Genomic DNA, 18,910 nt, shown 5'->3' with positions numbered 1-18,910 from the left:
AGAGGGGGATATATAAGTTATGTCAAAAAACATTTTAATTGTTGAAGATGAAGACATATTACGTGAAATATTAAAAGATTATTTTTTAAGTGAACAATATGTAGTGTTTGAAGCGAGGGACGGGAAAGAGGCTTTAGTTGTATTTGAAGAAGAAGAGGTTGATTTAGTTATTTTAGATATCATGTTGCCAGAACTCGATGGATGGTCTGTTTGCCGAAGGATTAGGAAGACGTCCGAGGTGCCTATTATTATGCTGACGGCGCGTGTAGATGAAGACGATACGTTACTTGGTTTTGAACTTGGAGCAGATGACTATGTGACGAAGCCGTATAGTCCTCCAATTTTATTAGCAAGAGCGAAACGATTATTAGAAAGTAGAAAAGCATCGAAGAAACCTTTAGAGAACGAAGATGATACGTTATCGATTCATGGCATCCATGTCCATTTTCCGTCGCGTACTGTTACTGTTGATGAGGCAGATGTTAGTTTAACGCATACGGAGTTTGAAATATTGGTGTATTTCATGAAAAATCAAGGAATCGTTTTAACGCGAGAGCAACTCATTTCAAGAATTTGGGGATATGAATTTGCTGGCGATGATCGAACGGTGAATAGCCATATTCGTAATTTAAGAAATAAATTAGGAGAGAAAGCAAAGTATATTACAACTGTAGTACGAACTGGTTATAAATTTGAGGGGAATGTATGAAGAAAGGAATTGTACTAAAATTATTTACTCTTACAACAGCATTATGTATGTTGATTTTAGCGACGATATTTATTGGACAAACGATATTTTTTAAACAATATTATGCGAATCGAAAAGTGGAAGATATTAAAGTGAATTTAAATTCTTTTGAGAAGAATTATTTAAATTATGCAGGAAATGCAGAAGAAATTCAGAAACTAGAGCAAGACTTTTTAAGAGAAAATAATACGTGGATTACGACATTAGATAAGAACGGGAATTTAAAACATACAGATGATTTTTATTTTGAAGTAACGATAGATCGTAGGCAACAAAAGAGCTTTGGACAACAAATATTTAAAATTCCCTTAGGTAATCTCGTCAATATAGAGGAAATTGATAATAAATTATCAGAGCAGTTTTTAGGGCAAGAAATTTATTTTTCTGGAGTGAGAAAAGAAGATAGTTTTATTCCATTCTCTTTTTCTTTATCTAAGCAGAATTTAAGTGGATCTAATAAACCGTTAGAAAAAGCATTTAATGAGAAAATGAGCAAATTAAATGAGGAGAAAAAGAGAGCAGTTGAGGAACAACTTGTTAAGGAAAAGAAACCAGCTGTTCAGGAGCAAGCTGCTCAGGAATTAGGCGTTTACATAGGAGGACGTGTTACAAAAGTACAGTTACCAGATGTAAAAGGTCCTGTGAATCCAATTTATAAAAATGGCATCTTCTTAGATAGCATAAAAGAATTTCAAACTAATTTATTATTAAAAGAGAGCAAGCCCATACAATATACAACACAAACAATGGACTATGAAAAAAATGATATTAAATATAAATTATTAATCAAGCCAATAGAAAAAGACGGATCAGTAACATATATTTATGCGATGGCTTCTTTACAGCCCGTAGATGAAGCTGTACAAATGGTGCAAGATTATTACATCTATATCATTGCATTTGTAGTTGTTCTTATTTTTTTAGCTTCGTTCTATTACTCAAAACAAATTGCCAAACCGTTATTAAAAATAAATGATACGACGAAGAAAATAGCACAATTAGATTTTACAGAAAAAATACCAATTACTTCAAAAGATGAAATTGGGGATTTATCGAAAAATATTAATGTGCTATCAAATAAACTCCATTCCCATATTGGACAGTTAGAAGAAGATATTGAAAAGGAAAGAAAGTTAGAAAGGACGCGAAAAGAATTCATTTCTGGTGTTTCACATGAATTAAAAACACCGCTAAGTATTATGAAAAGCTGTATTTCTATTTTAAAAGATGGAGTAGCTGAACATAAAAAAGAGTATTATTTTCAGGCAATGGAAAGAGAAGTAGACAAAATGGATACGTTAATTTTGGATATGCTTGAGTTAGCTAAATTTGAATCTGGTACATATAAAATGAAAAAGGATTCGTTTTATATTGATACAGTAATTGAAGATATATGTGAACATCTATCTGTGGAAATAGAGAAAAAAGAACTTCATGTTCATAAAAATATATGTTCATTTGAAGTGATTGCAAATCAAGGCCGGATTGAACAAGTCATCGTTAACTTCATTACGAATGCCATACGTTATACACCAAATAAAGAAGATATTATTATTTCTACAATAGATGAGAAGGATCGTATAAAAGTGTGCATTGAAAATAAAGGTACTCACATTGAAGAAGAGCAATTAGATAAAATTTGGGATCGTTTTTATCGCGTGGATACAGCTCGTAAGCGTTCACAAGGTGGGACGGGACTTGGGCTTGCTATTTCTAAAAATATTTTAGAATTACACGATGCTGAATATGGAGTGAAAAATACAGAAGACGGTGTATTATTTTACTTTTACTTACCGAAAAAAGCGTAGATAATGCATGCTACGCTTTTTTTAATTTATTTTCATATTATCTTTACCTAATCTTTATTTTTAAGCGATATAATCTGGTTAGAAAATGAGGTTATGTAAGGAGTCGATGAACCGTGCATAGCAATTGGCTAAGTATAATGGTATTTATTTTCTTTTGCGCATTTATTGTATTTTTAATTAATATTACGATATGAAAAAAGAGCGCTCATTAAGCGCCCTTTTTTTGTGTATTCATTTGATAAGCACTGATGCTTTTGAATAAGCGTGGGGAAGTGAGGAATAAAAATATAAGTAAAACTGTACATAAAATAAAAGAACCAAGCATTGTACTTCCATTTACGATTAATGAATATAACACAGCTGATTGACCTTTCGGCGCATATTGTCCCCAGAAAATAATACCGGCAATAAAGTGACAGAAATAGCGAGCAAAGCTACCGACAAATGTAGCAAGGATAATGTAAACAAGGATTTTCTTACCATGGTTTTGTTTTGCTGAAGGTTTTTCATTGCGACTACCTAAACTTGAATGTTCTTCACTATTTTCATTAGACGTTAAAAGTGCTTTTTGAATTGGACGATAGAATAAGCCAGCAAATCCGATAAAAGCAAAGGCAATGAAGTACTCAATGAATGCTTGAACAGGTGTTAAAATGTAAGCATCCCCCACGACTATTTGTAATAGTCCCCAAACTAAACCACCTAAGAAAGCTGATTTAAAGCCCCAGCGGTAAGCGATAATAAAAATAGGAATCATAGCGAATGAGATAGAACCGCCTGTTGGAAGTTTAAGTGATAATGGTAAAATATCGATAATCATGGCGAAGGCTGCAAGAATAGCAGATTCGATCATCGCTTGTAAATTAGTGTTACGCATGTTGTCTCCCCCTAAATCCAAGTTGTACAAAAAAGAATAGATATCATAGGAGGATACGAAATACGTAAATAAAAATGAGGTATGTATTTCGGACGTTTGCACAATCCCTGCGTTAGCATTAACTAACAGGTTCGAAGGGTCGGAACGAAGTGTTCCCTCTCAGCGGCATGGCTCCCCCAGTGATAACGAGATTCTTTATTTGCTATTTTTTATTGTAAGCGAAATGGATGAGAATGGCAAACGAATACAGTATGACAATAATTGAAATAGAATTGTAGCGAAATGTTAATAAATATGAAGCAAAAGGGTATAGTACAAGAGAAATTGGGTGTGGTATAATTTTTTTTGAAAATAATTATCATTCTCTTCTGAGGGGGAAGGTTATGAGTTTAGTAGATATTAAAATTGGAGAGAAAGTGTTAGTAAAAAGTATTCAGTCTTTAGATCAGCTATTAAAGCGTAGACTAGCTGCTTTCGGTCTTGCTGAAGGAAGCGAACTTCGCCTGAAACAGAAAGCGATGTTCAAAGGTCCTTGTACATTGGAGTGTCGTGGACAGTTAATTAGTATTCGTCATTGTGACGCGAAAATGATAAAGGTGGAATTAGCGTGAATAAGGTAGCTTTGCTAGGGAATCCGAATACAGGGAAGACATCATTATTTAATGCACTTACTGGTTCTTATGAGTATGTAGGAAACTGGAGCGGTGTAACAGTAGAAAAGAAGGTTGGTAAATTAAAAGATAGACAAGGAACATTAATTGATTTACCAGGTGTTTATGATTTAAATCCAGTTTCACGTGATGAAGGTGTTGTAACAAACTTTCTATTAACAGAAGAATTTAATCATATGTTAAATATCGTAGATTCCTCGCAGTTTGAAAGAAATATGCATTTAACGTTGCAATTACTTGAATTTGGTAAGCCAGTCTCAATTGGTTTAAACATGGTTGATGTGGCGAAGCAAAGAGGAATTGTCATTAATGTAAAACGATTATCAGAACTATTAGGTGTAACAGTCGTTCCTGTTGTTGCAAGAAGTGGAAAAGGCTGTGAAGAACTGCTTACGACTCTTAAAGAAAATGACAAAAAAGAGAAAAAGCCATTCCTTATTTCATATGGTGTACAAATGGATGAAGGAATTGGAGAAGTAATTGCTCTTTTAGAGACAGCGAATTACGAGCATCCGAGATGGTTAGCACTTCAATTTTTAAGCAATAACGAAGTAGTAGAAAAAGAAATGAAAGCATTACCAATTTATAAGGAACTCATAGCCATTCGATCTCGCTTAGAAGGAAAACTTGATTGTACGTTAGAAGAGCACATTTACAAAACTCGTGAAGCGTATATTGAAAAGTTAAAAACAAATGTTATGAAGCATGAGAAAGAAGGAAAAATTCCTTTTTCAGAAAAAATTGATAGATTAATTACACATAAAATTTTAGGACTTCCAATCTTTTTAGCAGTTATGTTTTTTATTTTTCAGGTTACGTTTACGTGGATTGGTACACCTTTATCTGATATGTTAGATGAGTTTTTTGGTGGCCAGCTTACGGATTGGGTGACGGCTGGACTTACAAGTATTGGAGCTTCTCATTTTATTCAAGCACTCGTTACAGAAGGTATTATTGCCGGTGTTGGTGCTGTATTAGTATTCGTACCACAAATCTTTGCACTATTCTTTTTCATTTCATTATTAGAAGACTCAGGGTATATGGCGCGAATTGCAGTTGTTATGGATAGAATTATGGAGTTTTTCGGCTTAAACGGAAAAGCTTTTATTCCGATGATTATCGGTTTTGGATGTAACGTTCCAGGTATTATGGCTGCGAGAACGATTGAACAGGAGAAAGAACGTTTACTTACCATTTTAGTAACACCATTTATGTCTTGTTCAGCACGATTACCTGTATATGCATTATTTGCGGGCGTATTCTTCCCGCATAGTCAGGCGACTGTTGTATTTTCTTTATATGTTGCAGGGATTGTTCTTGCGTTATTAGTTACAAAAATTATGTCTCTTACGATTTTGAAAGCGGAAAAGTCTATTTTCGTAATTGAATTACCGCCTTACCGTGTGCCACAAGCGAAAACATTATGGCTGAGCACGTGGGAGAAAGGAAAAGGATTTGTTCGTAAAGCTGGTACATTCATCTTTGGTGGTTCGGTTGTCATTTGGTTATTAAACTATGCAGGTCCATCAGGATTTGGTGTTGATATGGGAGACAGTTACTTAGCGATGATTGGTGGATTTATCGCACCGCTATTTGCACCGCTCGGCTTTGGAACGTGGCAAGCTGCAGCATCCCTTTTAACAGGATTTTTAGCGAAGGAAGTTGTCGTTTCAACAATGGCAATTATTTATGCAGTTAAAGAAGATGTGCTTGGAAACGTAATGGGAGCACATTATACAGCATTATCAGCTTATGCATTTATGTTCTTTATTTTATTATACGTTCCATGTTTAGCGACGGTGGCTGTTATTAAACGTGAAACAGGATCAGCGAAATGGACGATTTTCTCAGTCGTTTACCCGCTTGTTGTTGCTTATGTATTAACGCTTATTATATACCAAGTTGGATCTTTACTAGGATTCTAAAAGGAGATGTATAATGATGGTCAATATTATAATTGGAGCTATCATTTTTGGTTATGCAGCATACACGTTAGTTAATTTTGTAAAGAGAAGTAAAAAAGGAAAATGCGCAGCATGTTCTTTAAATAAGTCATGTCAGTCGAAAACTTGTAGTCCAGATATGGAACAAGTTGCTCATAATAAATAGAAAAAAGCTTTGCGAATGTCGCAAAGCTTTTTTGTTTTACTTTTTAATTTTTACAAGTTGAGAAGCTTCGACGCCGTTGTAACCAGGGAATTCTTTACTTGGGTCTTTATCAAATTTTAATACACCTACAGATTTTTCATCACCTTTTACATTGTTGTAAGTTGCGTCATCGACAATCGCATACATATCTGTATATGCACGGCCACTTCCGATAATTGTGTTACCTTCATATTTTAATTTGGCTCCATCAAGTGTAGCATTTTCTACTTTTTCTTTTGCAAATAATACACCTTGTTCTGTTGTTACAGCTGGTAATTTATCAAGTGGTTTCGTGTTGTCTTTTTCATCAACTTTGCTAAGTAACTCTTTTTTCACTAGTTCTTCACCAGTTTTCTTATCCATTACAAGAACTTTTTTACCATCTAATGTTGTCATTTTCATTTTATAGAAGTCTTTTTCTTTCACTTCTTTTTTGTTTTTATCTGTAATTTGTTGAACTTGTTCTTCTGAGCCGTACAGTACAAAACCGTTCGCTTTCTCTCCTAATAAAGAACAACCTGATAATGCTCCAAATGAAATTGCTGCTGCTAATCCGATTCCTACTAATTTTTTCATGATGATTTCTCCTTTTATATGTTTTATATTAAATACAATTTTTGTATTATTGCTTACAAGTGAAGAAGCTTGTTTGTTGCTTCTGGTATTAGTGTATAAGAAATATTAGAATGCAACTATCGAGTTAGCTTACAGTAACATTACACTTATGTAATTTAGTGAAATTGCATAAAAGTAAGTTAATTTCAAAAAGGGATAATGAGAATATATTAGAAATACAATATTGTATATAGAATGTCATATTATAATGGATGTATTTTGGAAATAACATGTAAGGACATATTAGTTTTGTTATAATAAACACATAGGCTGTAAAAATGAATATTCTTTACTGTAAAGGGAGATTTTTCAGTTTTCCAAGTAGTGAATTTGAAATATGAGGTATATCATAGGAGGAATTTAGATGTCTGTATTCAAACGATTAAGAGATTTAACAATGTCGAATGTATATTCATTAATTGAAAAAGCGGAAGATCCAGTTAAGATGACTGATCAATATTTACGCGATATGCAAGCGGATGTACAAGAAGCTGAGAAAAGTGTAGCAGCTCAAATCGCGCTTGAGAAGAAATTCAAAATATTATTTGAAGAGCAAGAAGCACTTGTGAAAAAACGTGAAGAGCAAGCTCATATGGCTGTTCAAGCTAATAACTTAGATCTTGCGCGCCGTGCACTAGAAGAAAAACAAAATGCGGAGCAAAAGATGAATGAGTATAAAGCAAGCTATGAGCAAAATAAAGCTGCTGCTGATAACCTGCGCCTAAAGCTAGAAGAAATGCGTAAGCAATTAAATGAGCTGAAAAATAAACGTGAGACACTTGTAGCGCGTGTAAATGCGGCGAAAGCACAAAAGAATATTAATCAGGCGATGTCTGGATTTGATTCAAACTCAGCAAAAGCTGGTTTAAGCCGTATGGAAGAGAAAGCTCTTCAATTAGAGGCTGAAGCAGAAGCAAGCGGTGAAGTTTATAAGAAAGAAAAATCATTAGATGATGAATTCGCAAGCTTAAACAAAAATTCTGCTGTTGACGATGAATTAGCTCGTATTATGAAGCAGTATGAGAAATAATATAGAATAAAGACAAATGAACCGACATGTCTAAATATATTCATGTCGGTTTTCTATTATATTTAGAGGAGGTTTTGCAATGACATGGATGAATGTAGTTGCCATGCTTGTATGGACTGGAGCGAGTGCAGTACTTTTATTTGCAATTATGTGGGTTGATTCAATTTTTACAAAATACAATGATTTAAAAGAAATTAAAAATGGAAATACAGCTGTAACAACTCGTTTTATTATGAAATTATTTGCACAAGGGTACATTTTATCCCAATCAATTACGAAAGCAAATGACTTATGGCAGGCACTTCTTGCTTCAGCAGTTTCTTTCGTTATTTTATTAGTGGTAGAAATGTTTATCGAATTTGTATTAAAGAAAATGTCTGGTCTTGATTTAGAAGAAGGTACGAAAGAAGGTAGCGTTGCACATGCGATGTTAGCCGGATCATTACATATTGTTGGTGCACTAATTTTAGGTGCTTGTTTATAAAGAGAAAAGGAGGGGTAGATCATGAGTTTATTTAAACGAATTAAAAATATAATGAAAAGCCCAGAGCCACCGAAGCCGGAAAAGAGTCTTTTAACGTTAGCTCCTGGCGATATGATTGAAGTGTCATTAGTTATGTATGAATTAATTGGGAAAACGAGTATGCATTCGCGTAAGGAAATTGTTTTGACATTGCAAGATGGAAAAGACATTCGTTATTTAAAAATTGAAGATCGTGAAAATACGTATTACAAATTATATACACCAATTGATGGTCGCTTAGATTCAATTGATGAAATTCCGACGACAATTGAAATGGATGATACCGAGTACCATATGGAAGAACAATATAACGGACGTGTTGTTGTTATGGGAAAAACTCCATTCTCAGCTTCAGAAGAACAGCACGTATGGGAATTCCAATCAGACAATCGAAAATTATTGCGTATTGAATGGCAAAATGGTCGCACAATGATGTATGAGGGAGAAGCAATCATTCCTGCTGATGTACAAATTATAAGAGCAACGTAAGGGGGCGTAATCATGTCAAACCGATTGTTTACCATGATTAAATCGTTTGTAATCCCTATACTTGCTATCGTTATATTACTTGTTGTTGCTGGTTATGCCTTATCAGGTTGTCAAGGCGGGCAGACAAAGTCGATTCAAGACCGTTATCCACTTGAATCTGTTGCCAAGGAAGGTAAACAAGAATCTTACGTGTATAGGGCCGCCAATCGGTCAGTTCCTGAAGTAGCGAAGGAACTCATTAACGAAAGAGAACCGAAGCAAGCATCTAAAGAAGACGAAAATCAAATGTTCCTCGTTTATTCTGATAAGATTTATAACCTGCAAAAGGATAAAGAGAAACCATCTGATACGTTAATTGAAATAAGTAATAAAGAATTTGTCCGTCAAAATTACCAACCGTCCTTCTTGCAAGGATATATTATGGGTAGCATATTAAACGATATATTCGGTTCAAAAAGATCATCATCCGGTGATTACCGAGGATATAATGACAGACAAAATCATCAACCAGTTATTCCAGAAAGACCACCTACGAAAGAAGAAAAGAAAACCCCACCTCCAATTACGAAGGAAGGGAAAGGATCTATCATTAAGCGAGGCGATAATGTAGATTCGAAACCATCAGTAGGTGATAAGGGAAGTATTACTGAAAAAGGAAGTAATACGACGCCCCCACCTTCTACTGGAAGCAAGGGGAAAATTACGAAAACACCAGGCGGTTCAAGCGGATCAGATGTGAAGCCAAAATCATCTATTAAAACGCCGCCAAGGAATACATCTCCTCCGAAAACGAGGGTCGGTGGTTCAGGAAAGATTACGAAGAGAAGATAGTGTAGAGACCGAAAAGTGTAAATTGCTTTTTGGTCTTTTTTTGTTATGGGAATTAATCCCTTTCAGTTGGTACGATTTAGGCATAAGGGGGAAAGTAAAAATATATCAGCGATTATTAGAATATATCGACCACAACTCAAAATATATCAGCGATTATTGAAATATATCGACTTACCGACAAAAACTGACAACGATAGCAACTTAATAATAAAAAGAGGGTGTGCCAAAATTTTGGCACACCCTCTTTTATATAACGATTAATGAATATCACGTTTCTTGAAATTACCGCCTTTTACTTCTGCTACGTCATAAACTGTAATAAAGGCGTGTGGATCGATTTCATTAATAAGTTCTTTCATTTTACTTTCTTCTAAACGGTTAATTACGCAAGAAATTTCTTTGAATTTCTCTCTTGAATAACCACCGTATACTTCGTTATATGTTGCACTTCTGCCTAAACGATCGCGAATTGTTTCTACCATCAATTCAGGCTCTTTTGTAATAATTTTAAATGCTTTTGAACCACTTAAACCAACTTCAACGATATGAATCACTTTCGAAGCGATAAAGTAAGCAATTGCCGAAAGGATAGCTCCTTGAAGACCGAATACCGTTGATACGAAAATAAATACGAACATGTTTAAGAATAAAATAAGGTCACTCGTTCCAAATGGTAACTTACGAGAAAGCAATACAGCAAGCATATCGATTCCATCTAATGCCCCACCGTTACGTAATGCTAGTCCCATACCAAAACCGATGATAATACCACCAACAACTGTAACTAATAATGTATCGCCTTCAATAATAGCTGGTATTCCGTGCATGACAACGGTACCTACTGCTAATGAAGCAATTCCGATAATAGAATAAATCGCAAAGCTTTTACCGATTTGCTTATACCCTAACCAAACGAAAGGAATGTTAATAACTGCGATTAGAGCTCCTAATGGCAATCCAAATAATCTTGAACTAACGATACTTAAACCAGTCACACCACCGTCTGATACGTTATTTGGAATTAATACTGCTTCTAATCCGTACGCTGTGATAAATGCCCCAATAATAATCATCAAAGCTTTTGAAGCAATTTTTAGCTTATTGGGCTTGTTTTTGATAATTTTCTCCATATAATTTCCTCGTTTCAAACTAGTTTCTTATTTGTTACGTCATTCACACCTAAATTTTATTTTAACATTTAATTTGAAAAAATTCTCCTTTAATGGATGTATGCAGGGAATATTATCACCATATTATCTTTAAAATATTTTTGAAATCAGTATAAGAAATCCCATCCTTTCAAAGGATGGGATGCTATTAAGAAAATATAAAACTAAGTATTGATACGAATAAAGCGAAACCTAAAATAGTTCCACATATTTTCATATGGCGCTTACGTCCCATTACGACAATCGCAACATATTCGCGAATCATTGCGTTAGGCCAGTAATAAAATGCAGTTTTTGACCCGATTCCTTGGCTATTAAGACCAGCTTGTCTAGCGTATATGCCAGCGCGGAAAAGGTGGAAATTATTTGTGGTAAAAATACTTTTATATTTACCTTCAGGTTTTAAAGAATCCATAATTTCTTTAGAGAACAACATATTTTGATATGTGTTTACAGAGCGATTTTCTTGCACCGTATGTTCAAGAGGAATTCCTTTTTCAACAGCATAATTTTGCATTGCTTCTGCCTCTGGAAGACCTTCATCTGGACCTTGACCACCAGAGAAAATAATTGTTGGTGGTGTATTTACAGCTGCTTGTTTCCAATAGAAGTCGATAGCTTTATTAATGCGGCTTGCAAGTAATGGTGGTACTTTATCATTAATTAAGCCGCTACCAAGAACGATAATGAAATCTTGATTACGTCTTGGTCTGTTGAATTGGTATAAAAAATATGCGCTTAAGAAGTTAGATAAGTGTATAAAGAAATAGAAGCTTATAAGAGAAATAGCTGCAAAAATAGGCTCTAAATGCGATGAGACCAAACTTGCTGGGTTTATAATAGGGAGTAACATAAAGAATAACATCCCTAAAGCAGCAAGGAGTGTTAAACAGTTAGTGAACCGTCTTCCTTCTCGCTTCATTAAAATTCTAGCATTAAGAAATAGCCCAAACATTAAAGCAACAATACCGAAAGGAAGCATAATAAGAAGTGCTAAAATAGGTAAAATTATAATATAGCGTAGGACATCACTACTTGAATTTACAGATATAATCACACAAAAAAGAAGGAAAAAACAGACAAAGGAATTAAATAAAAAGCCGTTTATTATTTTTCGCGGATCTTTTAAATATGAGATAAGAAAAATAATAAATAATATAAGAGGAATAATTCCGAAATACATCATAAATATAGTACACCTCAATTTGTATAAGAATTTGACATACCTTTTATATTACATGATTTTATAAGTGAAAATGAAAGAAAAAGGATTTTGAATTTTCTCAATAAAATATATGGATACATATGTTACAATATATTCAAAGCGATATATTAAAAGTAAAATGGTTGAAAAGGCACTCAATAGAGTGCTTTTTCTTTTTGTATGCAATTGTGCATATTATATTTTTTTTCAAATGAAGAGGATTACAATATAATTTGTAGACAGACTTTATAAAGCAGAATTTAATACAAACATTTCCCTCTACTTTTTGTATCTAACAATCGTATAACAATAAATAATTCTGTTTTATAGTGTCTGTTTTTGAAAGGTGTCTTTTTTGAAGGCACCTTTTTTTATTAGTATAGATAGTTTTCACTGTTAGCATAGTGTAAACTATCTATACTAAACATTAGCAATCTTCCGTATAAATATTATCAATTTACTATATATTCCAGTGGTGTTAACCTACATATGAAAGGCTTTCTTTTTCAAAATATTACCCCTAATAAAATTTTGAAGAAGTCAACTGTCTCCAAACTTGTCTTTATGCTTAAAGAAAAAGCACTCAAATTGAGTGCTTTTTCTTATTGAAACATGCTATTTTTCTAGGCGATTTTCATAAAATAAAAGTAAAGAAATGAAAGTGGGTGACAAAATGCCGGCAGTTGTGGAAGGTGTTATTATTGAAAACTGCAATGGAACAATTAATGTAGGGGATAAATATAACGTACAGCCGATTGAAAAGACGAAAGCTTATAATGGATCGGGATCATCAAATACAGGAATGAAAGTACAAACGTTTAGCGGGATTAGTACGGCGGATGTAAGGGATAATGATGCGTATGATCAAGTTATTCAATCAACGTTATAATTTTAAAATGCAAAATTGCATAAAGTAACATGTTTGTTGTATGTTACACTCTAGCTGTGAGCTGTTAATGATTCTTCTGTATTATAGTTGTTAGATTAGAAATATAACATCTTATCGAAAATCATACGTACAAAAAAAGACACTTCAAACGAAGTGTCTTTTTTTACTTTAGTGATACCCTTTAGCAGAGTCTTTATGAATTTTATTTTTAAAAATACTGTAGCTCCAAAGCTGATATCCAATAACGATTGGTACCATAACCATTGCAACGAAGAACATAATTTTTAAGTTTAATTGACTACCAGCTGCGTTATATAACGTTGTACTGTATGCATCGTTAATACGAGATGGTAACATTCTTGGGAACATACCTGCAAAGCCAGTTGTCATAAACATTGCGATTGTTAGGCAAACGAATGTGAATGCAAGGCCAATTTTATGTTTGTACACCATAATAAGTGCGAGTACACTCATTAGCATTGCAAGTACTGGAAGAATGAATAGTACCGGATATTCCGTAAAGTTTTGGAATAAGTTTGTCCGATTAGCAGTTGCTACATAGAAGATAGCTAAAATAATAGCAGCTGCCATTGAAAATGGTCTTGCGATTTTATAAGCACGATCAGATACTTCACCAGTCGTTTTAATCATGACCCAAAGGGCACCGGATACGACAAATATAGCAGTGAAGAAAAGACCACCTAATATACCGTAATGGTTTAGTAAGCTAAGTAAATTTCCTTCATAGCCATTTTTTCCGATTTGTAGTCCGTAATAAAGATTAGCGAATGTAACACCGAATAAGAAGGCGATTAGGAAACTGCCAATTGCAAATGCCCATTTACAAGTTTTTTGCCAAATTGGTGAATCATCTTTATGCATGAATTCCAGTCCAGCGGCACGAGCAAATAGTGCAAGTAATACTAAGAATAACGGTGTATATAAATAACTAAACATATTAGCATATGTGACTGGGAAGGCAGCAAATGTTGCGCCACCAGCTGTAATTAACCATACTTCATTACCGCCCCAGAACGGGCCAATTGCTTCTTGTAATTGATTTCGTTCTTGTCGATCTTTCGTAACGAAAGGAAAAATCATTCCGTTACCAAGTGCATACCCGTCAAGAATGAAGTAAACTGTCCAAATCACGCCCCATAAACCGAACCAGATGATTGCAAGCATATCATGAGACATGAGCTACACCTCCCTCAGTAGCAGGTTCTTCTAATGCGGCAGGTCCTTTTTTCGCGAACTTCAGCATTAAGTATACGTCTGCGATTAAAAGTAAAGTGTAGAATAAAATTAAACTAATTAATGAGAACCAAATTTGCGGGACAGATATAGGTGATACAGATTCTGCTGTACGCATTAGTTTATATACTGTCCATGGTTGACGACCTACTTCAGCGACAATCCATCCTGCGTTAATTGCGATATAAGGAAGTAAGACAGACCATATTGTAATTTTCAAATAACGTTTTGAGTTTTCTAGTTTTCCTTTTCGGTTTAAATAGAAGCCATACCAAGTTAATGCCATAAAGAACATGCCGAGTGCAACCATTAAGCGGAAGCTATAATACACGAGGTTAACATTTGGACGTTCATCTTTCGGAATATCTTTTAAACCAACAATTTCGCCATTAAATGAATTTGTGTAGAAGAAGCTTCCGAGTTTTGGAATCGTAAGGAATTCAAAGTTCTTCTCATTTTTTACATCAGGAATTTGAACAATTGAGAAGCCTTGTCCTTTTCCAGTTTCCCAAACTGCTTCCATCGCAGCACCTTTTGCGGGTTGATATTTAGCTGCTGATACACCAGATTGATGTCCCATAAACGGTGTAATTGTTGCGGCGAATAAGCCTAACATTAAACCAAACTTAAATGATTTTTTGAAGAATTCTACTTCATTTTTACGTAATAAGTGATAAGCACTAATTGCCATAACGAAGAAAGCACCTACGATATAACAACCAACTACAGTATGGAAGAACATGTTCCAAGCGTATGGATTCGTAACGAGTGCCCAGAAATCATTTAATTCAGCGCGGCCGTTACGCACGACGTATCCAACAGGGTTTTGCATAAAGCCGTTTGCTGTAATAATCCAAAGGGCGGAAATGTTTGTTCCAAGTGCAACCATCCACATACAGAAGGCACGGAACTTTGGTGAAATTTTGTCTTTACCGAATAACCATATTCCCATGAAAGTAGATTCTAAGAAGAAGGCAACGAGTGCTTCGATTGCGAGAGGTGATCCGAAAATGTCTCCCATATATTTGGAGTACTCAGACCAGTTTGTTCCAAATTGGAATTCCATCGTAATCCCGGTTATAATCCCCATTACGAAGTTAATTGTAAATAATTTACCCCAGAAATTTGCCATTTTACGGTATGTTGGATTCAATGTGCGGGCGTATTGAGTTTCCATACATGCTACTAAAATGACAAGTCCGATTGTCAAAGGTACAAATAAAAAGTGATAAAAAATAGTAATTGCAAATTGAAAACGACTCAGTAACAGAACGTCGGACATAATAAATATTCACTCCTTTTTTACATTATCTACAATCAGTTTATAGTGAAAATACGTTTAAAGTATGTGAAACTTGTTACAAAGATGTGTGTATATTTTGAAAGAATTATGTCGATTATCTGAAAATATCTTATTTTTACTATAAAGCGATATCCTTTTTGAGTTTTTCATATTTTGGTACACTATTTATGTAGTGTAAACGAGAGAAAAGAGGGTCCTTTACTATGAAGTCATTAGAAGAGATTTTGCAGTACAATGAGAAATTTGTTGAAGAGAAAAAATATGAAGAGTTTGTAGCGGGGAAATTTCCAAACAAAAAGATGGTAATTATTTCTTGTATGGATACACGACTTGTCGAACTATTACCAAAAGCGATGAATATGCGTAACGGTGATGTGAAAATTATTAAAGTAGCAGGCGCTGTTATTTCACATCCATTTGGAAGTATTATGCGTAGTATTTTAGTCGCTGTATACGAACTTGGCGCTGATGAAGTATGTGTAGTTGGTCACCATGATTGTGGTATGGCAAAAATTCAAGCAAGTAGTACGATTGAGAGAATGAAAGAACGCGGTATAACAGAAGAGAAATTAGATATGCTTCGTTATTCTGGAATCGATTTAGAACAATTCTTGCGCGGTTTCTCTAGTGTGGAAGAAAGTGTAGAACATAGCGTATCAGTACTTCGCAACCACCCATTACTTCCGGAAGAAGTACCTGTTCACGGTCTTGTTATAGATCCTGATACAGGAAAATTAGATTTAGTTGTGAATGGTTACGACAATTAAGAATTTACTTTGTCATCCTTTTTATCTGGGACAGGATCAAATCCTCCCGGGTGGAAAGGGTGACATTTTAATATACGCTTACAAGTAAGCCAAAAGCCTTTGAGTGCACCATGTTTTTGAAACGCCTCTAATCCGTAATGAGAACAAGTTGGATAAAAACGACATGTTGGTGGCGTCATCGGAGAAATGAACTTTTGATAAAAGCGTATAATCCCAATAAAAATCTGTTTCATAACGGTCTCCTTTTCAGCATATTCTTAAAGTATTATAGCACGACTGTACATAATACTTTACTAATGTGCATTTCCGTTATATCATATTGGATATAACGGAATTAAATTAAAAGCGGGAGAGATGTTGTATGCCATCAGTAGAAAGCTTTGAATTAGATCATACGATTGTAAAGGCACCTTATGTAAGACATTGCGGAGTTCACAATGTAGGTAGTGACGGTATTGTAAATAAATTCGATATTCGTTTCTGCCAACCGAATAAACAAGCAATGAAACCAGATGTTATTCATACGTTAGAGCATTTATTAGCATTTAATTTACGTAAATATATTGATCGTTATCCGCATTTTGATATTATCGATATTTCACCGATGGGCTGCCAAACAGGATATTATCTTGTAGTGAGCGGAACGCCGACAGTTCGAGAAATCATTGATTTATTAGAACTAACATTAAAAGATGCGGTTCAAATTACAGAAATTCCGGCTGCAAATGAAACGCAATGTGGTCAAGCGAAGCTTCACGACTTAGAAGGAGCACAACGCTTAATGAACTTCTGGTTAAGCCAAGATAAAGATGAACTTGAGAAAGTTTTTGGATAAAAAGAAAAACTGCCTGTGAAAGGGCAGTTTTTTATTTTATTAAGAGCGAACATGTTCTTTTTTTATGAAAGTATACTAGACACTCCAACATATAAAACAAAGGCAGAACAGAGAAAATAAACAAATGCTTTCGTTTTTTGCTGCTTCCTTATTTCATCGATTCCAAAAAGGATACACATAATACTTAAAAGGATAGACACGTAAGGTAAAAGAATAGTGAAGTTTGCAAAGAAGCTAAATAGGACGAGAGAAAGAGCGATAGTGGCGATTATAATTCGAATGTTTTTTAACATGGAATCCCCCTTAGTAGAAAGACATAGTTACTGAGAGAAAATAATTATAAATGCTAAATTGGTCAAAATTTCATTCTACATGTAGTGAAAGTAGTTCGATATTAAGAAGAAGAATATAAGACCAGAAACGAAAAAATACGGGATACTCATTGATTTTCGTCCGGATTTTAATTCATTAATTCCTAGAAGAATAAAGGAACAACTGAGAATAAATTGTAAGTATGGAAGAAGTGAAAAATTATCGGTAACATGGATATAAGTGCTTAGAATGAGTAAGAGAAGCATGAGAAATGCTAAAAAAATCCGTAATATAGTTAGAGTTAGCATTAGCATTGTATAGCCTCCTTTAGACCATTTACTAGAATATTTCTGTGAAACCAATAAATAAAGCAGCGGCCCCTGCTAGTAGAGCGAGCAGACTACCTCCTGTTTGTCGTTTTAATATTTCCTCTAAACTTATGGTGAGGGCCATACCTCCTAAAAAGATGAACATATAAGGCATTATTTCTCTACTACCAGTAAAAAATTCATAGATTGCTATAGATAAGGCAATAAGTGATAAAGTAATCCGCCCCCCTTTTAGCATAAAAGACCTCCTCTATTTTATGTAGGTAATAATGAGAACTATCCAAATGAAAGCACCGGCAATAATACAAATAAATCCAGTTGCTGCCTCCTTTTTCTTTATTTGTTCAAATGCGATGAGAAACATTAAAGCCCCTAATAGAAATTGTGAAAGAGGTAAAAAATTATTTTGACCTGTATATAATCCAATTGCCGACATAACGATCACAGTGAGTGCTACTATGATGCGAAGTATACGAAGCATATTAGGAATTCTCCTTATTCTTTTTTGTATAAGGATTGTCTTCTAGTTTATCGACGGAATGTTTATAAGCATAGCCTTTATTAATTGTCATGATGGAGAGTACGAGGATGATTAGGACGATGATAATACCGATAATTAATATTTTGAACATAAAATCCCTCCTTTTCTTTATTTTACATAATTTTGTAATTGATGAAAACAATAGAAAATAAAAGGATGAAAGAAGGGTGTTACATGGAGACGAAAAAAACATATTATATATCAATAGGAAATGGTCAAATTTCACAAGTGAAGACGGCGGATACGTATAATTTTGAGATTTCCGCAAATGATGAGGAAATTACGGAATTAAGAGAGCACTTTGATCAAGCATATGTAGAAGATTTAGGGTCATTTGTACGCTCCCACGTTCCATTTGTTGAGTATCATCACGATTCAAATAATGACCGATATGATGAACAACTACAAAAAGCATATAAAATGATTTACGATTTAGGAAATCATGAGACGAAAGAATTAGTCGCGCAAATGGGAATAATCAATGGATTGTAATTGGATAATATTATGCAGAAAAGCGAGAATATGCTACAATTTGTGGTAGGAAAAACTTGTAACCATCAATAGGGG

General features: G+C 34.4%; 24 protein-coding genes and 1 riboswitch. Of the genes, 13 read left to right on the top strand and 11 right to left on the bottom strand.

Annotation, left to right across the window (positions count from 1 at the left end; translation table 11 throughout):
- Positions 1 to 19: 19 nt before the first annotated feature.
- Positions 20 to 709, top strand: a complete 690-nt coding sequence (locus tag DN407_RS23840) for a response regulator transcription factor (protein WP_000041848.1) — start codon at positions 20 to 22, stop codon at positions 707 to 709.
- Positions 706 to 2,556 (top strand): sensor histidine kinase, encoded by a 1,851-nt coding sequence (locus DN407_RS23835; RefSeq protein WP_098506871.1) that lies wholly within the window; start codon positions 706 to 708, stop codon positions 2,554 to 2,556. Before DN407_RS23840 ends, DN407_RS23835 begins: the two co-directional genes overlap by 4 nt.
- A 208-nt stretch (positions 2,557 to 2,764) precedes the next feature.
- Here the strand turns inward: DN407_RS23835 and thiT are convergent, their stop codons facing one another.
- Positions 2,765 to 3,433 (bottom strand): energy-coupled thiamine transporter ThiT, encoded by a 669-nt coding sequence (gene thiT, locus DN407_RS23830; RefSeq protein WP_001246585.1) that lies wholly within the window; start codon positions 3,431 to 3,433, stop codon positions 2,765 to 2,767.
- Between the two features lie 86 nt (positions 3,434 to 3,519).
- A riboswitch (TPP riboswitch) is annotated at positions 3,520 to 3,621 on the bottom strand.
- A 195-nt stretch (positions 3,622 to 3,816) separates the two neighbouring features.
- On the opposite strand from thiT, the gene DN407_RS23825 reads away from it, so the two are divergent.
- From DN407_RS23825 to DN407_RS23815, 3 genes are read left to right on the top strand one after another with little or no spacing between them, the layout of a single operon-like run.
- On the top strand, positions 3,817 to 4,044 hold the full coding sequence (locus tag DN407_RS23825; RefSeq protein ID WP_000060512.1) for a FeoA family protein: 228 nt from the start codon (positions 3,817 to 3,819) through the stop codon (positions 4,042 to 4,044).
- Positions 4,041 to 6,029, top strand: coding sequence for a ferrous iron transport protein B (feoB, locus tag DN407_RS23820; RefSeq protein ID WP_070757021.1), 1,989 nt, complete (start codon positions 4,041 to 4,043; stop codon positions 6,027 to 6,029). The genes DN407_RS23825 and feoB overlap by 4 nt, the downstream gene beginning before the upstream one ends.
- Positions 6,030 to 6,042: 13 nt before the next feature.
- A complete protein-coding gene (locus DN407_RS23815; RefSeq protein ID WP_000989593.1) occupies positions 6,043 to 6,213 on the top strand; it encodes a FeoB-associated Cys-rich membrane protein in 171 nt (56 codons plus the stop codon).
- Between the two features lie 36 nt (positions 6,214 to 6,249).
- On the opposite strand, the gene DN407_RS23810 is transcribed toward DN407_RS23815, so the two are convergent.
- On the bottom strand, positions 6,250 to 6,828 hold the full coding sequence (locus DN407_RS23810; RefSeq protein ID WP_087948476.1) for a lipoprotein BA_5634 family protein: 579 nt from the start codon (positions 6,826 to 6,828) through the stop codon (positions 6,250 to 6,252).
- Between the two features lie 403 nt (positions 6,829 to 7,231).
- Here DN407_RS23810 and DN407_RS23805 point away from each other — a divergent pair, with 403 nt between their 5' ends.
- The 4 genes from DN407_RS23805 (at position 7,232) to DN407_RS23790 (ending at position 9,740) form a co-directional block, all read left to right on the top strand.
- Positions 7,232 to 7,897: a PspA/IM30 family protein gene (locus tag DN407_RS23805; RefSeq protein ID WP_000110280.1), complete on the top strand. Its 666-nt coding sequence runs from the start codon at positions 7,232 to 7,234 to the stop codon at positions 7,895 to 7,897.
- Between the two features lie 79 nt (positions 7,898 to 7,976).
- A complete protein-coding gene (locus tag DN407_RS23800; RefSeq protein ID WP_000220087.1) occupies positions 7,977 to 8,381 on the top strand; it encodes a DUF350 domain-containing protein in 405 nt (134 codons plus the stop codon).
- A 21-nt stretch (positions 8,382 to 8,402) separates the two neighbouring features.
- Positions 8,403 to 8,909 (top strand): DUF4178 domain-containing protein, encoded by a 507-nt coding sequence (locus DN407_RS23795; RefSeq protein ID WP_000051744.1) that lies wholly within the window; start codon positions 8,403 to 8,405, stop codon positions 8,907 to 8,909.
- Between the two features lie 12 nt (positions 8,910 to 8,921).
- Positions 8,922 to 9,740 (top strand): DUF4247 domain-containing protein, encoded by an 819-nt coding sequence (locus DN407_RS23790; protein WP_000071185.1) that lies wholly within the window; start codon positions 8,922 to 8,924, stop codon positions 9,738 to 9,740.
- 257 nt (positions 9,741 to 9,997) lie between these two features.
- Here DN407_RS23790 and DN407_RS23785 read toward each other — a convergent pair whose 3' ends face one another.
- Together DN407_RS23785 and DN407_RS23780 are read right to left on the bottom strand one after the other, a co-directional pair.
- Positions 9,998 to 10,870, bottom strand: a complete 873-nt coding sequence (locus tag DN407_RS23785) for a YitT family protein (RefSeq protein WP_000411244.1) — start codon at positions 10,868 to 10,870, stop codon at positions 9,998 to 10,000.
- A gap of 187 nt (positions 10,871 to 11,057) precedes the next feature.
- Entirely contained in the window at positions 11,058 to 12,095 is a 1,038-nt protein-coding gene (locus DN407_RS23780) for a YdcF family protein (RefSeq protein WP_000990101.1), read from the bottom strand.
- Between the two features lie 673 nt (positions 12,096 to 12,768).
- On the opposite strand from DN407_RS23780, the gene DN407_RS23775 reads away from it, so the two are divergent.
- Positions 12,769 to 13,002 carry a spore germination protein gene (locus DN407_RS23775; RefSeq protein ID WP_002062565.1) on the top strand — a complete coding sequence of 78 codons (234 nt, stop codon included), beginning with the start codon at positions 12,769 to 12,771 and terminating at the stop codon, positions 13,000 to 13,002.
- 168 nt (positions 13,003 to 13,170) lie between these two features.
- Here DN407_RS23775 and cydB read toward each other — a convergent pair whose 3' ends face one another.
- Both cydB and cydA read right to left on the bottom strand, forming a co-directional pair.
- Positions 13,171 to 14,199 (bottom strand): cytochrome d ubiquinol oxidase subunit II, encoded by a 1,029-nt coding sequence (cydB, locus tag DN407_RS23770; protein WP_000017662.1) that lies wholly within the window; start codon positions 14,197 to 14,199, stop codon positions 13,171 to 13,173.
- Positions 14,189 to 15,538, bottom strand: a complete 1,350-nt coding sequence (gene cydA / locus DN407_RS23765; RefSeq protein ID WP_001286194.1) for a cytochrome ubiquinol oxidase subunit I — start codon at positions 15,536 to 15,538, stop codon at positions 14,189 to 14,191. Before cydA ends, cydB begins: the two co-directional genes overlap by 11 nt.
- A 224-nt stretch (positions 15,539 to 15,762) precedes the next feature.
- Here cydA and DN407_RS23760 point away from each other — a divergent pair, with 224 nt between their 5' ends.
- Positions 15,763 to 16,326, top strand: coding sequence for a beta-class carbonic anhydrase (locus DN407_RS23760; RefSeq protein ID WP_000838164.1), 564 nt, complete (start codon positions 15,763 to 15,765; stop codon positions 16,324 to 16,326).
- On the opposite strand, the gene yidD is transcribed toward DN407_RS23760, so the two are convergent.
- Positions 16,323 to 16,559 carry a membrane protein insertion efficiency factor YidD gene (gene yidD / locus DN407_RS23755; protein WP_000809334.1) on the bottom strand — a complete coding sequence of 79 codons (237 nt, stop codon included), beginning with the start codon at positions 16,557 to 16,559 and terminating at the stop codon, positions 16,323 to 16,325. The genes DN407_RS23760 and yidD overlap by 4 nt on opposite strands.
- Positions 16,560 to 16,687: 128 nt before the next feature.
- On the opposite strand from yidD, the gene luxS reads away from it, so the two are divergent.
- Complete coding sequence (luxS, locus tag DN407_RS23750) at positions 16,688 to 17,161, top strand: S-ribosylhomocysteine lyase LuxS (protein WP_001141371.1); 474 nt, start codon at positions 16,688 to 16,690, stop codon at positions 17,159 to 17,161.
- Between the two features lie 62 nt (positions 17,162 to 17,223).
- On the opposite strand, the gene DN407_RS23745 is transcribed toward luxS, so the two are convergent.
- The 4 genes from DN407_RS23745 to ytzI all read right to left on the bottom strand — a co-directional run bounded on the left by DN407_RS23745 (position 17,224) and on the right by ytzI (position 18,434).
- Positions 17,224 to 17,454 carry a YczI family protein gene (locus DN407_RS23745; RefSeq protein ID WP_149216670.1) on the bottom strand — a complete coding sequence of 77 codons (231 nt, stop codon included), beginning with the start codon at positions 17,452 to 17,454 and terminating at the stop codon, positions 17,224 to 17,226.
- A 358-nt stretch (positions 17,455 to 17,812) separates the two neighbouring features.
- Positions 17,813 to 18,040 carry a DUF3953 domain-containing protein gene (locus DN407_RS23735; protein WP_000911649.1) on the bottom strand — a complete coding sequence of 76 codons (228 nt, stop codon included), beginning with the start codon at positions 18,038 to 18,040 and terminating at the stop codon, positions 17,813 to 17,815.
- A gap of 12 nt (positions 18,041 to 18,052) precedes the next feature.
- Positions 18,053 to 18,283, bottom strand: coding sequence for a DUF3953 domain-containing protein (locus DN407_RS23730; RefSeq protein ID WP_000944456.1), 231 nt, complete (start codon positions 18,281 to 18,283; stop codon positions 18,053 to 18,055).
- A 1-nt stretch (position 18,284) separates the two neighbouring features.
- Positions 18,285 to 18,434, bottom strand: coding sequence for a YtzI protein (gene ytzI, locus DN407_RS23725; protein WP_000472791.1), 150 nt, complete (start codon positions 18,432 to 18,434; stop codon positions 18,285 to 18,287).
- An 83-nt stretch (positions 18,435 to 18,517) separates the two neighbouring features.
- On the opposite strand from ytzI, the gene DN407_RS23720 reads away from it, so the two are divergent.
- A complete protein-coding gene (locus DN407_RS23720; RefSeq protein WP_000448409.1) occupies positions 18,518 to 18,835 on the top strand; it encodes a hypothetical protein in 318 nt (105 codons plus the stop codon).
- Positions 18,836 to 18,910: the final 75 nt, after the last annotated feature.

Origin of the sequence: Bacillus sp. JAS24-2 (genome assembly GCF_008274905.1) — a bacterium.
GTDB lineage: Bacteria > Bacillota > Bacilli > Bacillales > Bacillaceae_G > Bacillus_A > Bacillus_A cereus.
This window is presented reverse-complemented; position numbering and strand designations above follow the sequence as displayed.

What these genes read in the sequence shown, in the direction of transcription:
- DN407_RS23780 (WP_000990101.1), bottom strand. Translation starts at nt 12,095, where the DNA reads ATGATGTATTTCGGAATTATTCCTCTTATATTATTTATTATTTTTCTT.
- DN407_RS23775 (WP_002062565.1), top strand. Translation starts at nt 12,769, where the DNA reads ATGAAAGTGGGTGACAAAATGCCGGCAGTTGTGGAAGGTGTTATTATT.
- DN407_RS23815 (WP_000989593.1), top strand. Translation starts at nt 6,043, where the DNA reads ATGATGGTCAATATTATAATTGGAGCTATCATTTTTGGTTATGCAGCA.
- DN407_RS23805 (WP_000110280.1), top strand. Translation starts at nt 7,232, where the DNA reads ATGTCTGTATTCAAACGATTAAGAGATTTAACAATGTCGAATGTATAT.
- DN407_RS23790 (WP_000071185.1), top strand. Translation starts at nt 8,922, where the DNA reads ATGTCAAACCGATTGTTTACCATGATTAAATCGTTTGTAATCCCTATA.
- luxS (WP_001141371.1), top strand. Translation starts at nt 16,688, where the DNA reads ATGCCATCAGTAGAAAGCTTTGAATTAGATCATACGATTGTAAAGGCA.
- yidD (WP_000809334.1), bottom strand. Translation starts at nt 16,559, where the DNA reads ATGAAACAGATTTTTATTGGGATTATACGCTTTTATCAAAAGTTCATT.
- cydB (WP_000017662.1), bottom strand. Translation starts at nt 14,199, where the DNA reads ATGTCTCATGATATGCTTGCAATCATCTGGTTCGGTTTATGGGGCGTG.
- DN407_RS23760 (WP_000838164.1), top strand. Translation starts at nt 15,763, where the DNA reads ATGAAGTCATTAGAAGAGATTTTGCAGTACAATGAGAAATTTGTTGAA.
- DN407_RS23835 (WP_098506871.1), top strand. Translation starts at nt 706, where the DNA reads ATGAAGAAAGGAATTGTACTAAAATTATTTACTCTTACAACAGCATTA.
- DN407_RS23800 (WP_000220087.1), top strand. Translation starts at nt 7,977, where the DNA reads ATGACATGGATGAATGTAGTTGCCATGCTTGTATGGACTGGAGCGAGT.
- DN407_RS23785 (WP_000411244.1), bottom strand. Translation starts at nt 10,870, where the DNA reads ATGGAGAAAATTATCAAAAACAAGCCCAATAAGCTAAAAATTGCTTCA.
- DN407_RS23795 (WP_000051744.1), top strand. Translation starts at nt 8,403, where the DNA reads ATGAGTTTATTTAAACGAATTAAAAATATAATGAAAAGCCCAGAGCCA.
- DN407_RS23735 (WP_000911649.1), bottom strand. Translation starts at nt 18,040, where the DNA reads ATGCTAAAAGGGGGGCGGATTACTTTATCACTTATTGCCTTATCTATA.
- thiT (WP_001246585.1), bottom strand. Translation starts at nt 3,433, where the DNA reads ATGCGTAACACTAATTTACAAGCGATGATCGAATCTGCTATTCTTGCA.
- DN407_RS23720 (WP_000448409.1), top strand. Translation starts at nt 18,518, where the DNA reads ATGGAGACGAAAAAAACATATTATATATCAATAGGAAATGGTCAAATT.
- DN407_RS23840 (WP_000041848.1), top strand. Translation starts at nt 20, where the DNA reads ATGTCAAAAAACATTTTAATTGTTGAAGATGAAGACATATTACGTGAA.
- DN407_RS23825 (WP_000060512.1), top strand. Translation starts at nt 3,817, where the DNA reads ATGAGTTTAGTAGATATTAAAATTGGAGAGAAAGTGTTAGTAAAAAGT.
- cydA (WP_001286194.1), bottom strand. Translation starts at nt 15,538, where the DNA reads ATGTCCGACGTTCTGTTACTGAGTCGTTTTCAATTTGCAATTACTATT.
- ytzI (WP_000472791.1), bottom strand. Translation starts at nt 18,434, where the DNA reads ATGTTCAAAATATTAATTATCGGTATTATCATCGTCCTAATCATCCTC.
- DN407_RS23730 (WP_000944456.1), bottom strand. Translation starts at nt 18,283, where the DNA reads ATGCTTCGTATACTTCGCATCATAGTAGCACTCACTGTGATCGTTATG.
- DN407_RS23810 (WP_087948476.1), bottom strand. Translation starts at nt 6,828, where the DNA reads ATGAAAAAATTAGTAGGAATCGGATTAGCAGCAGCAATTTCATTTGGA.
- DN407_RS23745 (WP_149216670.1), bottom strand. Translation starts at nt 17,454, where the DNA reads ATGTTAAAAAACATTCGAATTATAATCGCCACTATCGCTCTTTCTCTC.